The following is a 21,991-nucleotide window of genomic DNA, read 5'->3' as shown; positions in this document are numbered from 1 at the left end:
TTTGTTCGTTTAGGATACAAATATGAGAAAAATTTCTGTTGAATTAATCAATTATTTCAATACTTCTTTTAATAAATTTTGTAAGCTCTTCACCTTTTAAAAGATTTTGTGAAAGCAGCGCCAAATCGGTGAGTTGTTTTGCCAAACGATTCTTTTTATCAGTATCGGTTTCATCAAGCAGGCGAGTTACTAAAGGATGATTTGTGTTTACAACCAGGTTGTATTGATCAGGCATTGCTCCAAAGTAGGATGGACCTCCGGTGGCCGACATATCTTTCATTCGCCTCATAAATTCAGGCTGAATAATAATCATTGGAGGTTCTGAATCGCTGAGGTTTTCAAATTGTACAAAGAATTTTTCTTTGTTAACCTGGTTTTCGATAATTGGTTTTAAATTATTTTTTTGCTCTTCACTTAATTTTGATGGAAGCTCATCGCTCTTGGGAATAAGCTTATCAATAGTATCAGCGTCAACCCTGGTAAAGCGGGTATTTTTTAATTTTCGTTCCAGTAAATTTACAAAATGACTATCAAGAACGGTGTCAAGTATAAGTACATCATAACCGCGTTCTTTAGCAATTTCAATGAAGCTGTGCTGTTCTTCCTGGTTGCTGGTATAAAGGTAAACGAGGTTTTTATCTTTATCAGTTTGTAAAGTTTTTACCTGGTTTTCGTATTCTTCTAGTGTGAAATATTTTCCATCAAGATTTTTCAGTAAACAGAATTTCTCAGCACGTTCGTAAAACTTATCATCTGAAAGCATTCCGTATTCTATGAATATTTTTATGTCGTCCCACTTGGCTTCAAAATCGCTGCGATTGTTCTTAAATAATTCTTCCAGCTTGTCGGCAACTTTTTTTGTAATGTGCGATGAAATCTTTTTTACGTTAGGGTCGCTTTGTAAATAACTGCGCGATACGTTCAGCGGAATGTCAGGTGAATCAATCACTCCGTGAAGTAGTGTTAAGAAGTCGGGAACAATTCCTTCAACCGAATCGGTTACGAATACCTGGTTGCAGTAAAGTTGAATTTTATCTTTCTGAACTTCAAAATTTCTTTTAACCTTCGGAAAGTAAAGAATACCGGTAAGTGTAAAAGGGTAGTCGACATTCAGATGAATATTGAAAAGCGGTTCGTCAAAATTTAGCGGATATAATTCATGGTAAAATTTTTTGTAGTCTTCATCTTTTAGATCCACGGGTTTCTGCATCCACAAGGGTTTTGTGTTGTTGATGATGCGTGGCTTTTCAACTTCTTTGGTTTTTTCTTTTCCGTCTTTATCTTTTTCACCGGTGGGTTCAAAAATTTTTTCAGTTCCGAAAATGATTTCAACAGGAAGGAATTTGCAATATTTTTTTAGCAATGACAGTACTCTTTCTTCTTCAAGAAATTCTTCCGATTCTTTGTCAATGTGAAGTGTTATTTCAGTCCCGCGTTCTTTCTTTTCAATTTCATCCAAAGAAAATTCGGGGCTTCCGTCGCAAACCCATTTAACAGCTTTGGTTCCCGGGCCTTTTTTGTATGTCTTGGTTTGGATTTCTACTTTTTCGGAAACCATGAATGATGAATAAAATCCTAGTCCGAAATGACCGATCAGTGGATTGGCTTCAGTTTGCGCTTTATATTTATTTACGAATTCTTCTGCACCTGAAAATGCAATCTGGTTGATATATTTTTCAACTTCTTCGGCTGTCATGCCAATACCTTTGTCGATTACCGATAAGGTTTTTTTCTTTTTATTTAATTTAACTTCAATGCTGATATCGCCTATCTCATCTTTCATTTCACCTGTAGAAACAAGTGTTTTCAGCTTTTGAGTAGCATCAACAGCATTTGAAATCAATTCGCGTAAAAATATTTCGTGGTCGGAGTAAAGAAACTTTTTAATGATGGGAAAAATGTTTTCTGTTTGAACGTTAATCTTACCTGTTTGCATAGTTGTATTATGTTTTTATAAAATTTAATTAATTAAGTTTTTAATGAAAATTTTGTGTTGCCAGTTTAGCAAGCATTATGCCATTGATAAAATTTCTGACAAAATGACAAAATAGAAGATGAATGATTTTATTAATTATCAAACCCCGGCCTTTTAAAATTTCTCGCTTCAGGAAATTCTTTTTCAACTGATTTTCTTATCTTATCGAGCATTGCAAGAATTGGCAGAATGTTATCTTCTTCTTCAGGGAATTGATTAAGCATGATTCCCCATGCCGCTATTGAGCGGTCAGCAGCGATTAATGCAATTTTTGCAGAGCCGTCTGAATCCTTAGGGTAGTCATCATCTTCGCCGTCACGTCTGCCCATTAAGGCACGCATGATTTTCACGTGAATGAAAAATAAATACCATTGAATGATTTCTATTGCATCGGTAATTTCGTTAACCTCTGATTTTACTAACTGTTCGCTGGCTCCCATTTCTAATTGCTGGTTCAGCTCATCTTCTTTTTTCAGAAAAGTATCTTTACGTTCTTCAAGCCATTTACGCCCGGCATCAATATATTTATTTGAAATTTTTGCGCAGGCATGTTGTTTCAATATTTCGCGTTCTGCTTTTCTTTCTTCAACTTCAATAGTATCAATTTCTATTTTATCAAGGTCTATTCCGTGTTCCGCAGCAGTTTCTTTAATAAGCTGAAGTGTTAATTGAAAATTTTCATGAATTTTTTCCCAGAACTTTTCGTTAGTAATATCGCGTGTTTCTTCATCGTCATTTTCCGACATGGCGTAGTTCATACATCGTTTGGTAAACGAACATCGCTCGCACCATCGGTCACAGTAATTGTATATTCCCGGGATAAAATTCGGATTTTTTGCTAACCGTTTTATTTCGTCAGGATTCATTGTGTTTTTTTTATTTTTTTACGAATACTTAAATACAAAGTTAATATTCTAAAATTAAAATCGTAAATCTGAATTTTGAATTCGTGAAAATAAGCTTCGTATCTCATCCTTTGATAAACTCAGGATGACCGTCAACACTGCGATACAGGAATAAAGCTAAAATTAATTTTTAAACTCTGAATTCTGAACTCTTACTTAATTCATCCCTCTTTCTTTCTTGATGGTTTCATAAGAATTATTCAACTCTTTGAACTTTTCATTAGCTGCTTTCTGAACTTCTTCACCAAGATGGCTTACTTTATCGGGATGGTATTTTAAAGCCATTTTACGATAAGCTTTTTTTACTTCTTCATCACTGGCATCGGGTGATATTTCAAGAATTTTGTATGCGCTTTTAGAATCGTGCACAAACATTGCTTTAATTGATTCGTAGTCGTTTGGATTGATGCCAAGGTAATTTGCAATTTTATGAATAGTTTCGGTTTCGCTTTCGGAGACAAAACCGTCTGCTTTTGCAATGCCAAAGAGGTAATGCAGCATTTGCAGTCGCAGTGGCATTTCCATGAAGTGCCTGATCTGTGAGCAAACATCATGCAGAGAATATTCTTTCTGCATGATGTCGCGTAGAATAAGCATGTATTGCTGGGTACGGGTAGCTCCAATTTGTTGAGTAAAAAATTTTCGTACAAAATCCAGTTCTGATTTAAGCACTTTATTATCAGCTTTCATTACAGCTGAAGAAAGAATTAAAAGGCTTACAAAGAAATCATCACTGGAAGTGCGATGTCTTAAGTTTGCCGTATCGGTAGGTGAATCAGTAGAAACAGTATCGTACATTGAACCTGCAATGAATCCAATAATGCCACCTATAGGTCCGCCCAGAACCCACCCTAATCCGCCGCCGAGCCATTTCCCGTATCTGCCCATTATATTTTTAAATTCGAAATTTAAATTTATAATTTTAAATTTAGTTTTTTGAATATTTTATTTTTGAAGTATGACCTACTGCCGTAAAAATTGCTGTTAACTCGCGGGCTTCCGATAGTAAATAGAGAACTTCTTTTTCAGGTATTAATTTTCCTTCAATAATAATTTCCAACCAAAAACAAGATTCATCTGCTTCTTCTTCAACTAAAGTAATTTTAGAAATAAAATCAGCTTTTGAGCGAGCTCTGCATGATGCTCTATAATTAGCACCAACAGATGTAGCTGCTCTTGATAGTTGGTCAGTTATAATCCATCCGGTTCTATTATTCGGTAATTTTTTTACAAGTTCTAAAATTGAAAGTGCAAACTTTTTAGTTCTGTCTTTTAATTCGTCAGGTGTCATAATATATTTTAGTACTTACTGAATTCGAAATTTAAAATTTACAATCCGCAATTATTTTATATTTTCCGATTCCGGTAAGCCGTATTCTTCAATCATTTTGATGTTCATAGTTTCCAACTCATCAAGTATAGGATTGTATATTTCAGGAATTACAGGGCGAAATACGCCTTTTACTTTTATTTTATTTTCGAGCACCATTATAACTCCAACAGCTGCAGGCAAAGCAACAGTGCGTGCAATGGATGTGTCGGTGGCAAGTGTTCCAAAATCGAGCATACTCGAACGGATAACTTCTTTTTTGCCTCCTTCATATTCTGCAAGGAAAGTATGTTGCATAACAACCATATCGCGTTCTGTTTGTCCCAGCTGCATTTTAGCAATCATTAAATCTGATGTGATTTCAAATGGTGAATCTTCTTTGCGGTTCATGGGTTTGTTCTCAAATATACCAAGCCATTCCATAGTATCAATAGCATAATCGGTAGCGTTGCTTCCCAGGTACTTTTTTACTTTTGCTTTTATATTGCTTGAATCGTTTTCATTGATGAGCTTTGCAATAAAATCAGCGTATGTCATTCCTTCCAGTTTCATTTTGTCGTAGGAAATCAGGTTAAGCTGTTTCAATGCATCAATTGTTTCGCACCATCCTTTAAAACGGAATGTTCCGCGATACATGGTCTCTGCTTCGGGTATGCCATAAATTTCTTTATAGGCAATAGAATCCCTGTTCGGATAAACTTCCAATTCGCCCACTTCAGGGAAGTTAATTTTGAAAGGATTTTTAAATAATAATTTTGTAGGAACATCAACTACCTTTCCATGACGCAAATACATGGCATCGTTGTTCCCCGCCATTACAACACCTTTCGGGCTCCATGAGAATTTATATTTAAACGGATTGTTAGCAGCTTCGGGTGCCGGTAATGCTCCGCATAGAGAATAAAACTCTTTAATTTTTCCGCCTTTCTCATGAACATTATCAATGATACGCATAGCTGACATGTGGTCGATGCCCGGATCCAGACCGAGTTCATTCAATATAATGATGCCTGCTTTTTTTGCAGCATCGTCCAGTGCCTGCATTTCGGGTTTTACATAAGATGCTGTAATCATGTTTTTATTATGTTTCAATGCGTATTCTGCAACTAAAGTGTGAAACACATATGGCAAAAGGCTTACAACAACATCGTTTTCTTTCACCATTTTATCAAGTGTGGTTTTATCTTCAACTGACCAGTTGATATTTATGCCATTCTTATGCTTATTTATCATTGCTTCTGCATTGTCGGGGGTGTTTGAAGCAACAGTAACTTTTAATCCTTTCTCAAGCAGGTATCTTACAATTGGCTGTGCCACTAATCCAGCACCTAAAATCAAAACTTTCTTTTCCATATAATAAATTGTTTGTCGTTATTTTTTTAATCGATCAACATGGTTATTAACAATAATTTTTATTTATTTTTCATAAATTGAATATTGATGAAGTTATTCGTGAACGATATACTATTTAAATTTTATAATTCATTATTTTTTTATTTCAACTACCTTGAAAATACAGATTTCATATATTATATTCTCAATTCTCAATTCTGACTTCACTTATGCCTCTAAAACGGCTAACCAATATTAAACTTTTTCTAAAATCATAAATCTTAAATCATTTCTTGTTTTACGTATTCTTCAAGATATTTATAATTAGGAGTAAGTTCTCCTTTCAATAATATAAGTGCTTTTTTTATTGCCCTGGGCAAATCAATTTCTTCGTAAGGTAGGTCATAATCGGCAATAGCAATAGGTTTGACGAAATTTACAAGTACATCACTGAACCCTAATGATGCATCGCGCGGAAGTTCGCTAGGAAGTATATCAACAGCCATATCCAGAATACCTTCACCTTCGTAGCCATTTGTTGCTTGACCGGTAAAAGGATTGTATATATAAATTGGATCTTTTATAGTTGCGGGTTTTGTTGTGCATTCAATGGAGCCATCAATATCACAGGTAATATCACCAATCACATTAAGTTTTGGTCTGCCTTTGCTGTATAGCTTTTTAAGATAATCTTTCGTGATGAGTTTAGGATATTTAGTATCCCAATACATACAATTTAACAGCATGGAAAGGTGAGGGATATATTTTTCAAAAACACTTCTATATTTTTCCGGATGATTATAATAATCCTGTAATTCAAATTCATCATTTGGATTGATGGGTTGTACAAGGTGCTCTTCTTTAAAGATAACTTTATATATGATGTTGTTTGGAAGATTTTTGCGGTTTTTTAATGAAAGTAATTTTTCAGGCGAAATTTCTTTAACAGGAAGCAATCCGCATATTTCCTGGACTCCTTGGGATACATTTCCATAGCCGGTAATGCCTATAGTGAACGGACGTAATTCTTCAGGAGTGCCATTTTCTGCAATCAATTGTCCGATAGAGGAAATATCTTCTTTTGCTTCAGCCAGCGATTTGTAATTTTTTGCCTGTTTTATTTTTAATAATTTCGAATCATAACCGTAATATTTTAACCGTAATCCTAATGCCCAGAAAGAGTTTATCATTCCTGCAAGCCCTGCATACTTTCCAAAAAATATCAAACGTTTGTTTTGTTCATCAACAACTTTTTCGTAATCGATCAGGTTACATTTTAAATCCATCATTTTTTTTAACATGGGCATATTATATTTTTGCCCTTTAATTACATGAGAAAAGAAAATATATGTTTTTTTACTTTCAAAAGTAGGAATAGGAATTTCTTTTACACCAAAAATAATGGGGCATCGCTTTAAATCTGACTCCACAGTTGCACCTGCTTTTATAAATTCTTCGTCTTTATAAACTCTTTTATCTGATGTTTGAACTACCACATCAATATTGTGATGTTTTACAAGCCATTCAACGTGCCCGGGAACAATAGGTACGCGGGTTTCCATTTCGTACTTGTCTTCATGTCTAATGCCTATAACTATACCCATAATATTAAGAATAATAAATTAGTAATTTAGTGATTATATTTTTTTGCAAACTTACTAAAATAATATACACTTAATATGGTTTTTAATTAAAATAATTTGTACCTGAAGCCTTTAATTAGTTTATGTTTAACAATATTAAATATGTTGTTATTTTTATGTAATTTTAATCGGATTATTTTGGCATAATAATTGAAAAATTTGCACTTCAAAAATTCTGAAAAAATATTTTTAAATTTATAAATAATGAAAAAAGCCGTATTCTTTGCAGTATTTATAATGTTATCCGGTAGTATAATAGCGCAAAAAACAAATTTGATTTTTTTTACTGAAGGTGGCGAAAAATTTTATGTGATACTCAACAGCGTTCTGCAAAATCGAAAAGCTGAAACAAATGTTAAAGTTACTGGTTTACCTGCGCCTAGCTATAAGCTTAAAATATTATTTGAAGATTCAACCATTACGCCTTTAGAAAAAAACCTGATGTTTCAGCAGGGAACAGAAACTACATTTAATATAAAAAAGAATAATAAAGATGAATATGTAGTTCGCTATTATAGCGAGGTTCCAATTGCTCAGGCTCCGGTATCGTCATCTGTTCAAACTGTCGTTGTATATTCACCATCAGGACCATCAACCCCCGTTTCTCAAACAACAACGGTGAATTCAGCTAACATAAATATTAATGTAAATGGAAATACTGCAAGTGTTTCAGGAACTACTACAACATCCACATATAGCGCTACTTCAAATGAAGTCGTAAATCCAGATTCAAAACCGGAAAATCCTTTGCCGGGTTATAATGGTCCTTATGGTTGTGCTAATCCAATGTTGCCTAATGATTTCGAGGCTTTGAAAAATTCGGTTTCATCAAAATCATTTGATGATAGTAAATTGAAAGTTGCAGAAGAAGGAATTGCTTCGAATTGTATGCTTTCGTCGCAGGTGCGTGAGTTGATGCTTCTATTCAGTTTTGAAGATAATAAACTGGAGCTTGCTAAATATGCGTATGGTCATACTTATGACCCAGGTAATTATTTCAAGGTAAACGATGCTTTTACTTTTGAATCGACCATTGATGTGTTGAATGAATATATTAAAGGACTCGGTAAATAATTTTATATTTGTCGTGAAAATAAAAAACAAAAATATATGAAAACAAAAATCATTTTATTATTAAGTATTGTCATGCTGACATTTGCCTGCAAAAGTCAGAAAAGTGTGCAAAAGCAAAAAGGAGAAGATGTATATCGTGTGATAGTATCTTTTATAAGTAAAGGTGAAGGTCCCGATTTAACTACGTTCAATTCTTTTGAATCATTTTTAACTTCTTTTCAGAAGAAGGTTGATAAAACCATAACCTATGACAGATTTCCATGGGGTAGGGAAGGTGAAGCCGATTATTGTTTTTATTTGAAAGACCTGAAGAAAAGCGAACAGAAAGATTTTGTTGACGGATTATTGAATCTTACAAAATCATCATCGCTGGTGCAAATAAAAGAAAATGTAGCATGTGCGCATAAGAAGAGTAAAATGTAATAAAAATAAATAAAGGATAAGGAAGCTGTTTCATAATATATGAGGCAGTTTTTTTTTATCAGTCATTTTTTTTGAGAAGCAATCATTATCAGCAAATTTCAGTAATCTATAATATCTTTCTTGTTTAGTTTTTTGAAGTTAATGGGATTTTTATTACAAAATAATTTTGAACCGTATCAATAATAACTTTTTTATCAGACATGAATTCGCATCTTTTTATCAGGTTTTTTATTACGGTATCTTCTAATATTATTGATGTCAGATTTTCATTATGAATGTTGCTTTTTATTGTAATATATTTGTCGTGGGTGGTTTCAATAAATATAAATAATTTTTTATACGGGTCAGCAGCAGAATGATAATTAAAAAGGTATTCAATAATTGTTTGTAACGATAAAGGGACAATATAATATTCATCCAGTTCAATATTTATTTTTATTTCAACAGATAAATTTTCCGGAACCTTTTTTTTAATAATATAGATATACGAATTTATTGACTCTATTTCTTTGGATAGCGATATGCTGATTATATCCTGGCTTTGCAGAATGTAACGATAAACATTAGAAAGTTCTTCAATGAATTTTGCTGATTCTGCCGGAATTTTTTCGGTTATGGATAAAAAACTATTAAATGTATTAATAAGGAATTCGGGGTTTACCTGGTATTTCAATGCAAGGTATTGCGCTTCAACTTTTCTTTTTTCTTCTTCCAGTATAAGACTTTTTCTTTTTTCGTTTTCTTGTATTGTGTTTTGTAAAAGTTTAAGGTTTTTTTGACGGTTTATCAGGTAAGAAATAATAACAAGCAGGATAATTATTCCAAGAAAAATATACATCATTATCTTTTCCGCTTTTTCGCGTTTAATCTCAGCATTGGCTTTTTCTATTTCGGCCTGGTTAATTTCAATTTGTTTTTGTTTTCTTTCGTCTTCATAATAAGTTGCCATTTTAATTATTTGGTTCGACTTATTAATATTCATAATGGAATCTTCATAGAATTTATAAAGGCTGAAAAATTTCAATGAGGTTTTATATTCCTTTAAACTATCATATGCGATAGATAAATAATGATAGGCATCAGCTATTTCATCAATTTCCTTATTGGTCAGTAAACTTTTATTTGCATATTCAATGGCACTAGTGTAGTCTTTATTTTTTAAATAGATTCTGGTCCATAACAGGTAAAAAGATTTAATTTCGTTTTTCTTTTTTAATTTTTCGTATAAATAAATGCTTTTATCAATATAGGTTGCAGCATTGTTATAAATTCCCTGGTTGAAATAAGTTTCTGCTTTGTATGAAAATATATTAGCGATTCCCGATGTGTCTTTTTGTGAATAAGCAATTACTAACGCGCTATCATAATATATATGTGCGGAATCATATAATTTTTTATTAGTGTAATAACTTCCCAATGACCGGTATGACCTGAATACCCTATGTTGGTCGTGTAGAATTTTTTTTATCTCTAATGATTTCTTTGTATAGTGAATTGCCAAATCGTATTCATTCATGTTAATGTAAATAGCGCCAAGATTAGTATACGCTTTCGAGAAAAGCCTGAGGTCATTAAGTTCCTGGGCAATGGTAATAATTTTATTTATATAAAAAATGGCTGATGTAAAATCTGCTTTATCTATATATTCAGATGAAAGGTCAATATAGCAGTTGGCTTCTTTAATCGGGTAACCTAATAGGTTATATATTATGCTTGCTTGTTTGAAATAATAAATACTGCTGTCGTAATTTGATATTCTATCATAGGCAAATCCAAGGGTGGCATATGTTTCAGGAATTTTTTCCAGGTAGTTGGATTTTAATGACTGCTTTATACATTCTTTACCATAGCTGATTGCGAGTAAAGGTTTTTTTCTTTGTGCTTTTTTGCATTTAGTAAGCAATTCGTTAATCGCTGATGAATCCTGCGTGATAGCAAACAGCTTGTTATTAATTGAAACCTCAACTATTTGAATTAAAAAAAATAATATGATCATTGCTGATTTTCTCAATGAGCAAAGTTTTTTAAAAGTGTTAAAATTATAATTTATATTTATAAGTATTAGAATGAATGCTGTTTTTTATTTATACTCGTTCTTATCAGGTTTGCAAAAGCAAAACTGTTTAGAACGAGTTATACCGTACAAAAAACAAAAAATATTTTTGCAAACCTCTTTTCTGTCGGTATACAATAAGATGGTGTAATGTTTAGAATGCAATCAAGTACGAAACCTTATGCGGAGATATTTGCTGTACTGGAGAAGGAAGGCGATATAAGTTTAAAAGATGTTTGTGATTATTGTAAAAATTAAAATTCTTAATATTGATATTACTCAAATCAAGTCCTATTCCTAAAAACCATTGTCTTGTTCCGGCGCCATGTCCATCAAGGTATTCAGCGCTTACTCCTACATCGAAACTTAAAAATTTAGGAATATGCTTTTTCCATGAAGCAGGTGCAATTCCTTTAATATTGCTGCAAAGCCAGTAGGTATGCCTTTCATAATCGTCCATAAAACTTTTATCAACATTGTGTGGGAATGTTTTAAAATACGATTTGTGAATAAAATCATAACTCCATTTGAATGTGAAATTTTTAAAAAAAGGATGATAGTCCTGTAAAACAGGATACAATGAACCCAGTATATTTGCACCCATATCGGTAAGGCTGAAACCCCACCATGGAGCCATACCGTCTTTTACTTCTACAATTCCTGATGTAAGAATTGCAAACCCGGCTCCATACCACTTGGCTTTTCTTTGCTGAATCCCTGCCCATTCAAGCAATTCACAGAAAACATTTGATGCAATTTGTGATGACCAGAAATGTCCGCATTTATCAAGGCATAGAGCATATTTTAATTCTTTCGAATCGTCGAAATGAAATTTAGACTTGGGAAGACCATAATATTGTAACGTGTCGTTCCACCATGCATTCTGGAAATAAATAAACACTCCGGTTGTAAGAATAGGCACTGAACTGCCAACAATTGCAAGGCGAAGCTTATTTACTTTTTTTGTTTTTTCCGGTTGTAATGTATCTCCAAACGTGTAGTGTTTGGGTAAAAACGTGGAATCTTCTGTAATACCTGAACTGTTTGAAAAACCTAATGCCGGTAGTGCAAAGATTAAAAAAATAAATATCCGGAAATTCTTCATCAGGTTATTTGAGCTAATATTACTTTTTCTTGAAAAAAGCCGCGCAAAATTAATAAAATATATTTATAGTATTTTATATGGAAAGGCAATCAATGAAAATAAAAAAAAATTAACTGAATTTAAATGAATACTTTATTTTTTATTCTAAATTTGTCGTTCTTGAAAAATTCAAAAATTAAAAAAATATAACACTAATTAGGAGGAATTTTAAAATGGCAAAAGAAAAAAAATACGTTTATTTCTTTGGCGGTAAAAAAGCAGAAGGAAAAGCTGAAATGAAAAACCTGTTGGGTGGTAAAGGTGCCAATCTTGCTGAAATGGTTAATCTTGGATTACCTGTTCCGGCTGGATTTACAATTACTACAGAATGCTGTACAGCTTATTATGAAAACAACTGCAAATTACCCAAATCTCTTGACGATGAAGTTTGGGCAGGAATGAAAAGAGTTGAAAGTGAAATGGGAATGAAATATGGCGATCCCAATAACCCATTATTATTATCATGTCGTTCCGGTGCAAGAAAATCAATGCCTGGTATGATGGACACTGTATTGAATGTAGGTCTTTGTACCGCTACTATTCCCGGCTTGATCAAAAAAACAAACAATCCTCGTTTTGTTTGGGATTCATATCGTCGATTGATCATGATGTATGCCGACGTTGTTATGGATAAAGCCGAAGGTCTCGACAAAAATATCCGTAAGAAACTGGATGATATGTTAGATAAATACAAACACAACAAAGGTGTTAAACAAGATACTGAACTTGATGAAAAAGATTTGGAAATATTAGCCGGTGAATTTAAAAAGACTGTTAAAGCTGAGTTGGGTACCGAATTTCCTGATAATGCAAAAGAGCAGTTATTTGGTGGAATTAAAGCAGTTTTCAAAAGCTGGAATGGTAAAAAAGCAATATCATACCGTCGTATTGAAGGTATTCCTGATGATTGGGGTACTGCTGTAAATGTTCAGGCAATGGTATTTGGTAATATGGGCGATACATCTGCTACAGGTGTTGCGTTTACACGTAACCCTGCTACCGGTGAAGATATTTTCTATGGCGAATGGTTAGTTAATGCACAGGGAGAAGACGTTGTTGCAGGTATCCGCACACCAAACCCTTTAAATGACGACACTAAAAACGAACAAAATAAACATCTGCATAGCATGCAGGAGTCTATGCCTTCGACTTATCAGGAACTTGCTAAAATTCGTAATATTCTCGAAAAGAATTATCGCGATATGCTGGATATTGAATTTACCATCCAGGAAGGTAAGCTTTATATGCTGCAATGTCGCGTTGGTAAACGTACAGGAACTGCGGCTGTAAATATGGCAATGGAAATGCTTGAAGAAAAACTGATTGACGAAAAAACCGCTGTAATGCGCGTAGAACCTGCTCAGTTAGACGAATTGCTTCACCCCATTTGTGACCCAAATGAAGAAAAGAAAGTATCTGTACTTGTAAAAGGTTTGCCTGCCGGTCCTGGTGCTGCTGTAGGAAAATTGGTTTTCACTGCTGAAGATGCCGTGGCTGCTGTTCGTAATGATCCTAAAGCACAGGTGATTCTTATACGTGAAGAAACCAACCCTGAAGATGTTGAAGGTATGCGTGCTGCTGTTGGTATTCTTACCGCCCGTGGTGGTATGACCTCACATGCTGCTTTGGTTGCACGTGGCTGGGGAAAATGTTGTATCGTTGGCGCCGGAAAACTTCATGTAGATGTAAGTTCTAAAATAGCTAAAGTTGAAGGAACTGATATCGTTTTAAAAGAAGGAGATATCGTTACTTTGAATGGTACCAAAGGTCATGTATATTTTGCTAATTTGAAATTAATGGATGCTTCTGAAAATCCACGTTTCAAAACCTTTATGGCTATTGTTGATAAATTCCGCACAATGGGTGTTCGTACCAATGCAGAATCTGCAGCTGATGCAAAAGTTGCCCGCGATTTTGGCGCTGAAGGTATCGGCTTATTCCGTACGGAACACATGTTCTATGGAAAAGGTTGTGAAGAACCATTATTCCTGCTTCGTAAAATGATTTTAAGCAATACTAAAGAAGAAAGAGTTTTTGCATTAAGCGAATTATTCGATCACGTTAAAAAAGATATGAAAGCTACATTGTTAGCAATGGATACATTGCCTGTAACTTTCCGTTTACTTGACCCTCCATTACATGAATTTGTTCCTCAAAGTCCCGATAAACAAACTGAATTAGCAGCAGCATTAGGTATTACTGCCGCAGCAGTTGCAAAACGTGGTGAAAGTTTACACGAATCCAACCCAATGATGGGACATCGTGGTGTTCGCTTAAGCGTTACTTATCCTGAAGTTTCTGAAATGCAATTCAGGGCATTATTCGAAGCTACTTTGGAACTCGCTAAAGAAGGACATACACCAAAACCCGAATTAATGGTTCCTGTTACCTGCGAAGTAGGCGAATTAAATGTAACAAAGAAAATCAACGATAGAGTTATGGCTGAAGTATGCCAGAAATTCGGAGTTAAAGCGCTTCCTTATTACATGTATGGAACAATGATTGAAATTCCGCGTGCCTGCTTGCTTGGTAACCGTATGGCACAAACAGCTGAATTCTTCTCATTCGGAACAAACGACTTAACCCAGATGACATTTGGTTTTAGCCGCGATGATATTGGTGGTTTTATGAATGATTATTTAGACCAGAAAATATTGGCAGCCGATCCATTCCAGACCATCGACCAGGATGGTGTTGGACAATTAATAGAAATGGCTGTTTCCAAAGGTCGGGCTACACGTCCGAATTTGAAAGTGGGAATTTGCGGTGAACAAGGTGGCGACCCTGCATCTGTTGAATTCTGTTTTAAAACAGGATTGACCTATGTAAGTTGTTCTCCTTTCCGCGTACCTATTGCACGCCTTGCTGCTGCACAGGCTGCTATTAAAGGACAGAAAGCTACTGTAAAAGCAGCTCCTAAAAAAGCAGCGAAAAAAGTCAGCGCTAAAAAACCGGTAAAAAAAGTGGCTCCTAAAAAAGCTGTTAAAAAAGTTGCTGCAAAAAAACAAGTAAAAAAAGTAGCTCCTAAAAAAGCTGTGAAGAAAGCAATAGCTAAAAAACCGGTTAAAAAAATTGTTAAGAAAGCTGTAAAAAAAGTAGTAGCTAAAAAGCCGATAAAGAAAGTTGTTAAGAAGGCTGTGAAAAAAGTTGCTAAGAAAAAAGGCAGAAGGTAATCTGTGAATATTTGAAATTAAAGGGAATCGCAAGGTTCCCTTTTTTTTATATAATGAAATTTATTCTTTGGGTTTTCCAAACTTAAATTCAATTCCGGCAGCTATTACAAAGTCTGCATGTTGCGGGTGATTTGATTGATATTCCTGTCCCCATGATGAAGCGCTTGTTGTAAATGCATTCGTTGAATAAACATATGATAATTGAATAAAATATCTCTTCATATCTTTTACCTGTTGGATTGTTAATGTAGGCTCATAAACAAAACAGGAAATATTTTTTGTATCGGCTTTACCATAATCATAAGGTGCACTGATTTGCATCTGATCCTGGTATTCTGCTCGTGAATATTCATAAAAGTATTTCGAAAAATAAACATAATTTGCTTTTAATGTTAAGCCTAGTTTAATATCCTGATTAACCTTGAAAAAATAACTGGGTTGTGCATACATCTTTCTATATTTACTGTCTATAGTATAGTCGAACCATACCTGATATGATGCACCTGTTGCTGCCAATGTTTTTACCCAACTGGTTTTATCCTGGTAAAAGCCTGCTCCACCTTGCAACTCAAAATAACCGGAAGGGGAAAAGTTTGTAAAGTAAACTCCGCCAATGTCTGCACCATGTTTATAAAAACCGCCCATTAAGCCCGCTGATAACCCGAAATGCTTAAATAAAATAATATTTGATTGTATTTGCGCATGAGAAAAATTACCCGAAAATTTTATGTTCTTTTCTTTTTCGTATTGAAAATATGCAGCATTAGGTGGGTTTGCAAAATATGATTTTTGTATTAACGGATAGAATTCGCAACCAACGAATAATTGACTAATAAAAAGAAGAATGAGATATTTTATAAATAGATTTTGTTTCATTTTTTATTTTAACTTTCTATTCTATTATAATGAAGTTATGAGAAGATAAGCATACATTGTTTTAAATTATTCAATTGATTTTTATTTTTTACTCAATCCTCTATGGCTTCAATACCAAGTTGTTTAAGGCGATCAAGGTTTTCCTTCATAGTTTTAATCTCCTCTGGAGAGTGCTCTTGCCAAACCGTAACTTCGCCAATAACCCGTAGAGCATTCCGCGAACGATATGATTTTGTGGGGTTACCCTGGTATTTCTTGTCTGTTAGGTTCGGGTCATCTTCAATAGGACCGGTAGGTTCTACAATATAGATTCTGCCAGGTTCTTCGCCCAGGGCAAGCTCGGCTCCCCACTTGGCAGCATCCAGTGTAGCGGTAAGGTAAACATATGATGCTTTTTTTCTTTTACCGAAGTTTGAATTAAAGCCGGGTTCTATCATGTCGCCTTTTTTTAGCTTGGCTTTTGTGCCATGATAATATTGTGGTGAATTATCGTTGCTGCCAGGTTTCATCGACTTGTTCATGCTTTTGTTTGGTCTCATTTTGAAGCAATATATCAGCAATTGCTAATGCTTCCGTGTTTGGGCACGCTGGGGAGTTAGCCGCAGCATCATTATTCCCGGTAAATTTTTACTAAAATACAAAAACTATCATTGTTGTCCGATTAAATATTCTATAATATGTTTGGATGTCCTTATTTGAATGCTTTAAAATATATGTCGCCACCTACGGGGCTTATGTTATTATCATTTTATATTTTACCAATATGTCGCCTCTAACGAGGCTAAAAAAGTACCGCCCGCCTGAAAGACGTGGTCGGGCAGGTAGGTACTTAATATTGGTAGAATGGTACATTAATTAATTTAGCTAAGTGCCGTAGGTACGAAATAAAAAAAATTAATCGGACAACAATGAAAAAATATATTATAGTAATTGTTAATTTATACTCGTTCTTATCAGGTTTGCAAACGCAAAACTGTTTAGAACGAGTTAGTCCGTACAGAGAACAAAAAATATTTTTGCAAACCTCTTTTCTGTCGGTATAATTGGATTTAAAGTAATATTCCAAAATGAAATGGTTATTGAATATCCTGTTAATATTAGTGTATAAGTTTTGAGTTAAAAATTAAATATGTAGAATATTCTTTAATATATTAGTGCCCTGCTTTATGGATTCAATATGTTTTCAGAATATAAATATTGTATTGTTTTTTCATACGGATACATTTCAACAGGTAGAATATACAATTTAATAAAGTTTATAACATTTCAGTGTTTTTCATTCAATAGACTTACCAATAATTTATTCCTTTACAAAAAGTTTAATTTTTAAAATAAAAGAAATGAAAAAAGCTTTTTATCTTTTTATTTTTATTTTTTCCACCACTTCAAACATATTTGCACAAGTCGATTGTTCGGGTGGACGATACCACGACAGCCTGTATTCTGTAGATGTTACCCAGGATGTGGTTTATGGGCATAACTATAATTACCTTAATGTTTATTCAACGCTTAGGATGGATATTTATCAGCCACATGGAGATGTTTTGGCAAAACGTCCGCTGATTATTTTTGCACCGGGAGGCGCTTTTGTTGTTGAAGATAAAAGAGAACCGGCTCTTGTAGCGCTTTGTAATAAGTTTGCATCACTGGGTTATGTAGCAGTAAGTATTGATTATCGGGTTGGAGTTACCATTACTACTGCTGAAAAACTTTCGTATGCTTTGTATCGCGCTACGCATGATATGCGTGCAGCAGTGCGGTATTTCAGGCAGGATGCCGCTACAACAAACACATATAAAATCGATACCAATATCATTGTTGTGGGAGGAACGTCTGCCGGAGCGTTAACAGCATTGCATGTAAGCAGCCTTGATAAAATTTCCGAAATCCTTTCGGCAGGTATTGATACTACAGGTGCTGGCGGAGTTGAAGGATTATCAGGCAATCCAGGATATTCCAGTAAAGTGGATTATGTGATAAATTTATGCGGTGCTCTTGGGGATTCAACATTTTTAGAACATGGCGATGTTCCTATCATTAGTATGCATGGGACAAATGATGATATCGTGCCTTATGCAACCGGTACAGCACTTAGTGTAATAGAAGTTGATGGCAGTGCTTCAATTAATTTACGAGCCAATCACGTGGGAGTACTGAATCCGTTCTATACTTTTCAGGGAGCAGGGCATGTACCATTTGATTCCAGGGTAAACCTTACTAATGCTTCAGCCTACATCGATACAACATTTGCTTTTGTACGGGATCATTTATATGAATGGATATGCGGTATTACTACCATTTCTGCGGAATATGATAATAATGTTGGAGTAATGATAGCTCCGAATCCTTTTATTGATAATGCAGAAATATCAACAACGCTTCCTTTAAAAGATGCATCGCTTGTAATATTTGATATTACAGGGAAAGAAGTTGCTCAGTATAAAAATTTAAATGGTGATAAAATTACTATTCACAAAAGTGGATTAGTAAATGGTATTTATTTTTATAAATTATTTGAGCAGGATAATAAACTGTTAAGCGTTGGGAAATTTGTTGTTCAATAGGATTTAAATTATAGCATTATTTTATTCAGCGCCCTTCCGGCAATTGCGGAAGGGCGCTGAATGTTTATCTTTTCCTTGCTTTTATTTCCATAGGAAGAATACAACTGTATATAAAGTTATTGACAGGTGTTTCAACATCATGTTGTTTTGCAAGTTTCACTACAGTTCCGTTTTGTTCTTCTATTTCCGAAGGTTTTCCTTCCCACACATCCCGCGTGAGTGAGGATGTAGATTCGTAAGGGTAGGAGTCAATAGCCTTCATCACTTTGCTTACATAATCGGGTTCTATATTGATTCTCATTTTTTGCGAAAGGTTATAAATTTCAGTAAGAAGCTTTACAGTGAGTTGTCGTGTTTCTTTTAATTCACGCAGCTCTCCATAATTTGTTTTTGATACTGCCATTAATCCGCCAACACATATGCCAATAAATTTTTTCCATAATTCGGCTGTAATATCATTTGCAATTTTGTTTGTGATTTCTGCTTTATCAAAAACTGATTTTATTTTTTGAATGCGTTCAGTTGTTGAATTATCAAGTTCTCCGAAAAGAATAAAAGGTTCAATACCGAAATGTTCAATTATTCCGGGTGCATCAATCCTGCTGAAAACCCTGCATAATCCGCCGATTATATTTTTTTGATCAATATATTCTTTCAATTCGTCAACAGCAGTAACCCCGTTTTGCATAGGAATGACAATGGTTTCAGAATGCATAATGGCAGGAAGCTCTTTTGCAATCTCTTTTATCTGCCATGCTTTAACTGCAACAATAATAAAATCAACTATTCCTATCTTTTTAATATTATCTGTAGCTTTAGCCGGATTAATAATAAAATCGCCTTTAATGCTTTTTACTTTCAACCCGTTTGTTTGTATTGCTTTCAGGTGAGCGCCACGTGCAAAGAAAGTAACATCATATCCGGCATTGGCGAGTCTTCCGCCAAAGTATCCGCCAACTCCGCCGGTTCCGATAATGGCTATTTTCATGTTAATATATGTAAAAAATAATTTTTGAAATGTTATATGAATTGAACAAATATAGAAAATGTTTCAATTGGAATGATTAATAAATAATAAGAGCGGCGCCAGCAAAGCTGGCGCCGCTCTTATTATAAAAACGATTTTTATACTGGGTTATACAACAGTTTTGTGTATCCCCTTGATGACGCGCATTAACGCCAATGGTTCGCGCACTTTTAACATAGCGTAATGCTTGCTCCTCTTTGAAAAGGTAGAGGCGTTATTCACGAAATAACGTAAGTAATTTATAAAAATACGTAAGTGATTTATAAAATAAGTTCAGTGCTTATTAAAAATCATACAGGGTATTTTAAAATAATCTTGTGCATTTATAAAAATCTGACAGGGTTTTATAATTCTCCCACAGTAGTTTGTATTTCTATCGAAGGGCTTTGTATTTTTCTCGCAGGGGTTTATAAATTCCGCACAGGTCATTTATTTTCCCGTACAGCGCTTTTTAATATTATTCAGGAGAGTTCAAAAGTCGAAGAATAATTATAAATTTTAATGTTTCTCAAATAAAAGACTTATGTAATTTATAGTTCCAAATATTAAAACAGATGATATGTCATTATACTGGGCTAAAGGATCGTTGGTGTAATGGTTAAAATTATATAAGAAATATTTTTTATTACATTCCTGGAAATTCTTTTCAAAGTAATATTGCCTGTTATATGATGGGTCGTAAAACAGACTATAATTGGCTAACATCAGTTTTGAGTGGAATGAAATTTTTGGAATTTGTATTTCAGTATCAGTATGTGATAATAATATCGAAATGTTTTTATCGTTATTATTGTTTTTGAACAAAGGAGTTATTGTTTGCGCATTGCAAACAGAAATTAATATTAGAGCAAATAAAATGGGCAAAATTATTTTTTTCATATATCAATTTTAGTTCATAAGCGGCCGCCAAAGGCGGCCGCTTATGAAAATAATTAATTATTCTTTTATGAATTTCCTTGTAATCATTTCCTTATTAGTAATTATTCTTATGAAATAAACACCTTCAGGCAATATACTAATATCAATACCTTTATTATTGAATGCATTTCTTGATATTAATTTTTTTCCTGTCATATCAATAATTTCAGCAGTAGTAATAATTTCTTTTGATTCAATATAAATATTATTGCTGGCAGGGTTAGGATATACAATTAATCCATTTAGTGATGATGTAAAATGTAAACCCGCAGTAATGGAATCAGATATGAAATGAATTCCATCAAGCAATAATTTTGAACCAACATAAACCAAAGAAGAATCTTTCCATTGAGATGATTGAAATGAAACAACAACAGAATCGGGTGCCTGAGGCAAATTAAAAGGGAACCGAACATATTTATACGAAGAGGATGATGTTAAAGGCATTCCAAATCCCATAAATTGATTTCCATCTTTTTTAAAATTCAACGACATTTGTGCTGTATCGGTACTTGAAGGCAGGTATTTATACCAAAATGCAATAGAGTCTGTTTGATAAGAATAGGGATAACCACCTGCAAGATAATATGTATTACCATTTAATTTTTTATAATATCCTGTGCTTATTGAACAAGCGCTTGTACGGGGAGATCCATTTTGATTAGTGCCTTCTTGAGTAACCAAAGAAATAGCATACTTACCTTCAAATGCATCTGTAGTCCTTGATAAACCTTCATTATTGTCATAATACCAACTATTAATATCATAGATTGTATCATTTTGCCAAAGCTCGAAATCTCCGTTTAAATTTGCAGGCTGACTGGTAACACCGGTAAATGAAATACTGTCAAGCGTTACAGTACTGCCGGGTATAGCAAAATTAACAAAAGCATTGCTCGATGTGAAACCTACAATTACAGAGTCAGGAGTAGTTGATAAAGGAGGATTGAAATTTAAAGTAAAAGCAGCATATGTTGATTGAATACCGTATAATTTTAATGTATACGATCCAATATTTACTCCTGCTTTTGAAAATGCTACGATTACTAAACCTGTATCATTAAGTGCAATGTTCGATTTAAAATATCCCTTCAGACCTGTAGGTTTTTGATCGTATGGAACTCCGCCATGCCAATTGGCAGGGTTGTCATTAGGATTTGAATTAATAAAATATCCGAAAAGAGTGTCTCCGTCTTGTGCTTCTGAAGTTAACTTTACAGCATAGCTGCCATGATAGCTGTCAGTTGTTTTTATACAATTAAAAGGCATTTCCTTTGAAAATGCTTCTCTATTTGAACAAACAGGGTAATACTGTAAATAAGGCATAAATGTAGAATCCCATGATTCAAAATTTCCATTTGGAACAGGGTTTTGTGAATAGGTAACAAAACCTGATAAACAAATACTGATAAATAGTATAAATGTGTAAAATTTCCTTTTCATATTAATGGATTTAATTTGACAATAGTTTTTTAGTGGATAATTCAGTTTAACAAATATATTGGAGTTTCCTCAGGAAAAAAGCAGGGAAAAATCAAAACGCTTTAATAGTGT

The 21,991-nt window shown here is 33.9% G+C and carries 17 protein-coding genes; 4 read left to right on the top strand and 13 right to left on the bottom strand.

The features are described from left to right. Nucleotides 1-43: 43 nt before the first annotated feature. The 6 genes from htpG to PKK00_07125 form a co-directional block, all read right to left on the bottom strand. Complete coding sequence (gene htpG, locus PKK00_07150) at nt 44-1,936, bottom strand: molecular chaperone HtpG (protein ID HNW98172.1); 1,893 nt, start codon at nt 1,934-1,936, stop codon at nt 44-46. Between the two features lie 131 nt (nt 1,937-2,067). Next, a complete protein-coding gene (locus PKK00_07145; GenBank protein ID HNW98171.1) occupies nt 2,068-2,841 on the bottom strand; it encodes a hypothetical protein in 774 nt (257 codons plus the stop codon). Between the two features lie 195 nt (nt 2,842-3,036). Then, nucleotides 3,037-3,768 carry a TerB family tellurite resistance protein gene (locus PKK00_07140; GenBank protein HNW98170.1) on the bottom strand — a complete coding sequence of 244 codons (732 nt, stop codon included), beginning with the start codon at nt 3,766-3,768 and terminating at the stop codon, nt 3,037-3,039. Between the two features lie 40 nt (nt 3,769-3,808). After that, nucleotides 3,809-4,171, bottom strand: coding sequence for a four helix bundle protein (locus PKK00_07135; GenBank protein ID HNW98169.1), 363 nt, complete (start codon nt 4,169-4,171; stop codon nt 3,809-3,811). A 51-nt stretch (nt 4,172-4,222) separates the two neighbouring features. Continuing rightward, complete coding sequence (locus PKK00_07130) at nt 4,223-5,563, bottom strand: saccharopine dehydrogenase C-terminal domain-containing protein (GenBank protein HNW98168.1); 1,341 nt, start codon at nt 5,561-5,563, stop codon at nt 4,223-4,225. A gap of 260 nt (nt 5,564-5,823) precedes the next feature. After that, nucleotides 5,824-7,146 (bottom strand): bifunctional lysine ketoglutarate reductase /saccharopine dehydrogenase family protein, encoded by a 1,323-nt coding sequence (locus PKK00_07125; protein HNW98167.1) that lies wholly within the window; start codon nt 7,144-7,146, stop codon nt 5,824-5,826. Between the two features lie 243 nt (nt 7,147-7,389). Between PKK00_07125 and PKK00_07120 the strand changes: the two genes are divergently transcribed. Both PKK00_07120 and PKK00_07115 read left to right on the top strand, forming a co-directional pair. Continuing rightward, on the top strand, nt 7,390-8,259 hold the full coding sequence (locus PKK00_07120) for a DUF4476 domain-containing protein (GenBank protein ID HNW98166.1): 870 nt from the start codon (nt 7,390-7,392) through the stop codon (nt 8,257-8,259). 36 nt (nt 8,260-8,295) lie between these two features. Beyond that, nucleotides 8,296-8,682: a hypothetical protein gene (locus tag PKK00_07115; GenBank protein HNW98165.1), complete on the top strand. Its 387-nt coding sequence runs from the start codon at nt 8,296-8,298 to the stop codon at nt 8,680-8,682. Nucleotides 8,683-8,806: 124 nt separating this feature from the next. On the opposite strand, the gene PKK00_07110 is transcribed toward PKK00_07115, so the two are convergent. Both PKK00_07110 and PKK00_07105 read right to left on the bottom strand, forming a co-directional pair. After that, nucleotides 8,807-10,693 (bottom strand): histidine kinase, encoded by a 1,887-nt coding sequence (locus tag PKK00_07110; protein HNW98164.1) that lies wholly within the window; start codon nt 10,691-10,693, stop codon nt 8,807-8,809. Nucleotides 10,694-10,889: 196 nt separating this feature from the next. After that, the gene (locus PKK00_07105) at nt 10,890-11,840 is read right to left on the bottom strand and encodes a DUF2279 domain-containing protein (protein ID HNW98163.1); all 951 of its coding nucleotides are present in this window, start codon (nt 11,838-11,840) and stop codon (nt 10,890-10,892) included. Between the two features lie 212 nt (nt 11,841-12,052). On the opposite strand from PKK00_07105, the gene ppdK reads away from it, so the two are divergent. Continuing rightward, nucleotides 12,053-15,052, top strand: coding sequence for a pyruvate, phosphate dikinase (gene ppdK, locus PKK00_07100; protein ID HNW98162.1), 3,000 nt, complete (start codon nt 12,053-12,055; stop codon nt 15,050-15,052). 60 nt (nt 15,053-15,112) lie between these two features. Here the strand turns inward: ppdK and PKK00_07095 are convergent, their stop codons facing one another. Both PKK00_07095 and arr read right to left on the bottom strand, forming a co-directional pair. Further along, entirely contained in the window at nt 15,113-15,928 is an 816-nt protein-coding gene (locus tag PKK00_07095; protein ID HNW98161.1) for a hypothetical protein, read from the bottom strand. Between the two features lie 92 nt (nt 15,929-16,020). Then, nucleotides 16,021-16,449: an NAD(+)--rifampin ADP-ribosyltransferase gene (gene arr, locus PKK00_07090; GenBank protein HNW98160.1), complete on the bottom strand. Its 429-nt coding sequence runs from the start codon at nt 16,447-16,449 to the stop codon at nt 16,021-16,023. Between the two features lie 819 nt (nt 16,450-17,268). Between arr and PKK00_07085 the strand changes: the two genes are divergently transcribed. Then, nucleotides 17,269-18,492: a T9SS type A sorting domain-containing protein gene (locus PKK00_07085; protein HNW98159.1), complete on the top strand. Its 1,224-nt coding sequence runs from the start codon at nt 17,269-17,271 to the stop codon at nt 18,490-18,492. 64 nt (nt 18,493-18,556) lie between these two features. On the opposite strand, the gene PKK00_07080 is transcribed toward PKK00_07085, so the two are convergent. The 3 genes from PKK00_07080 to PKK00_07070 form a co-directional block, all read right to left on the bottom strand. Then, nucleotides 18,557-19,480, bottom strand: a complete 924-nt coding sequence (locus tag PKK00_07080; protein HNW98158.1) for a 2-dehydropantoate 2-reductase — start codon at nt 19,478-19,480, stop codon at nt 18,557-18,559. A gap of 537 nt (nt 19,481-20,017) precedes the next feature. Further along, nucleotides 20,018-20,398: a hypothetical protein gene (locus PKK00_07075; protein ID HNW98157.1), complete on the bottom strand. Its 381-nt coding sequence runs from the start codon at nt 20,396-20,398 to the stop codon at nt 20,018-20,020. A gap of 57 nt (nt 20,399-20,455) precedes the next feature. Next, nucleotides 20,456-21,880 carry a T9SS type A sorting domain-containing protein gene (locus PKK00_07070; protein HNW98156.1) on the bottom strand — a complete coding sequence of 475 codons (1,425 nt, stop codon included), beginning with the start codon at nt 21,878-21,880 and terminating at the stop codon, nt 20,456-20,458. Nucleotides 21,881-21,991 lie beyond the last annotated feature (111 nt).

Source organism: Bacteroidales bacterium, from assembly GCA_035353855.1.
Taxonomy (GTDB): domain Bacteria; phylum Bacteroidota; class Bacteroidia; order Bacteroidales; family CG2-30-32-10; genus DAOQAK01.
This window is presented reverse-complemented; position numbering and strand designations above follow the sequence as displayed.

Bases quoted from the DNA above. Each gene is read 5' to 3' on its own strand.
- htpG (HNW98172.1), bottom strand. From the start codon at position 1,936: ATGCAAACAGGTAAGATTAACGTTCAAACAGAAAACATTTTTCCCATC.
- PKK00_07145 (HNW98171.1), bottom strand. From the start codon at position 2,841: ATGAATCCTGACGAAATAAAACGGTTAGCAAAAAATCCGAATTTTATC.
- PKK00_07140 (HNW98170.1), bottom strand. From the start codon at position 3,768: ATGGGCAGATACGGGAAATGGCTCGGCGGCGGATTAGGGTGGGTTCTG.
- PKK00_07135 (HNW98169.1), bottom strand. From the start codon at position 4,171: ATGACACCTGACGAATTAAAAGACAGAACTAAAAAGTTTGCACTTTCA.
- PKK00_07130 (HNW98168.1), bottom strand. From the start codon at position 5,563: ATGGAAAAGAAAGTTTTGATTTTAGGTGCTGGATTAGTGGCACAGCCA.
- PKK00_07125 (HNW98167.1), bottom strand. From the start codon at position 7,146: ATGGGTATAGTTATAGGCATTAGACATGAAGACAAGTACGAAATGGAA.
- PKK00_07120 (HNW98166.1), top strand. From the start codon at position 7,390: ATGAAAAAAGCCGTATTCTTTGCAGTATTTATAATGTTATCCGGTAGT.
- PKK00_07115 (HNW98165.1), top strand. From the start codon at position 8,296: ATGAAAACAAAAATCATTTTATTATTAAGTATTGTCATGCTGACATTT.
- PKK00_07105 (HNW98163.1), bottom strand. From the start codon at position 11,840: ATGAAGAATTTCCGGATATTTATTTTTTTAATCTTTGCACTACCGGCA.
- ppdK (HNW98162.1), top strand. From the start codon at position 12,053: ATGGCAAAAGAAAAAAAATACGTTTATTTCTTTGGCGGTAAAAAAGCA.
- PKK00_07095 (HNW98161.1), bottom strand. From the start codon at position 15,928: ATGAAACAAAATCTATTTATAAAATATCTCATTCTTCTTTTTATTAGT.
- arr (HNW98160.1), bottom strand. From the start codon at position 16,449: ATGAACAAGTCGATGAAACCTGGCAGCAACGATAATTCACCACAATAT.
- PKK00_07085 (HNW98159.1), top strand. From the start codon at position 17,269: ATGAAAAAAGCTTTTTATCTTTTTATTTTTATTTTTTCCACCACTTCA.
- PKK00_07080 (HNW98158.1), bottom strand. From the start codon at position 19,480: ATGAAAATAGCCATTATCGGAACCGGCGGAGTTGGCGGATACTTTGGC.
- PKK00_07075 (HNW98157.1), bottom strand. From the start codon at position 20,398: ATGAAAAAAATAATTTTGCCCATTTTATTTGCTCTAATATTAATTTCT.
- PKK00_07070 (HNW98156.1), bottom strand. From the start codon at position 21,880: ATGAAAAGGAAATTTTACACATTTATACTATTTATCAGTATTTGTTTA.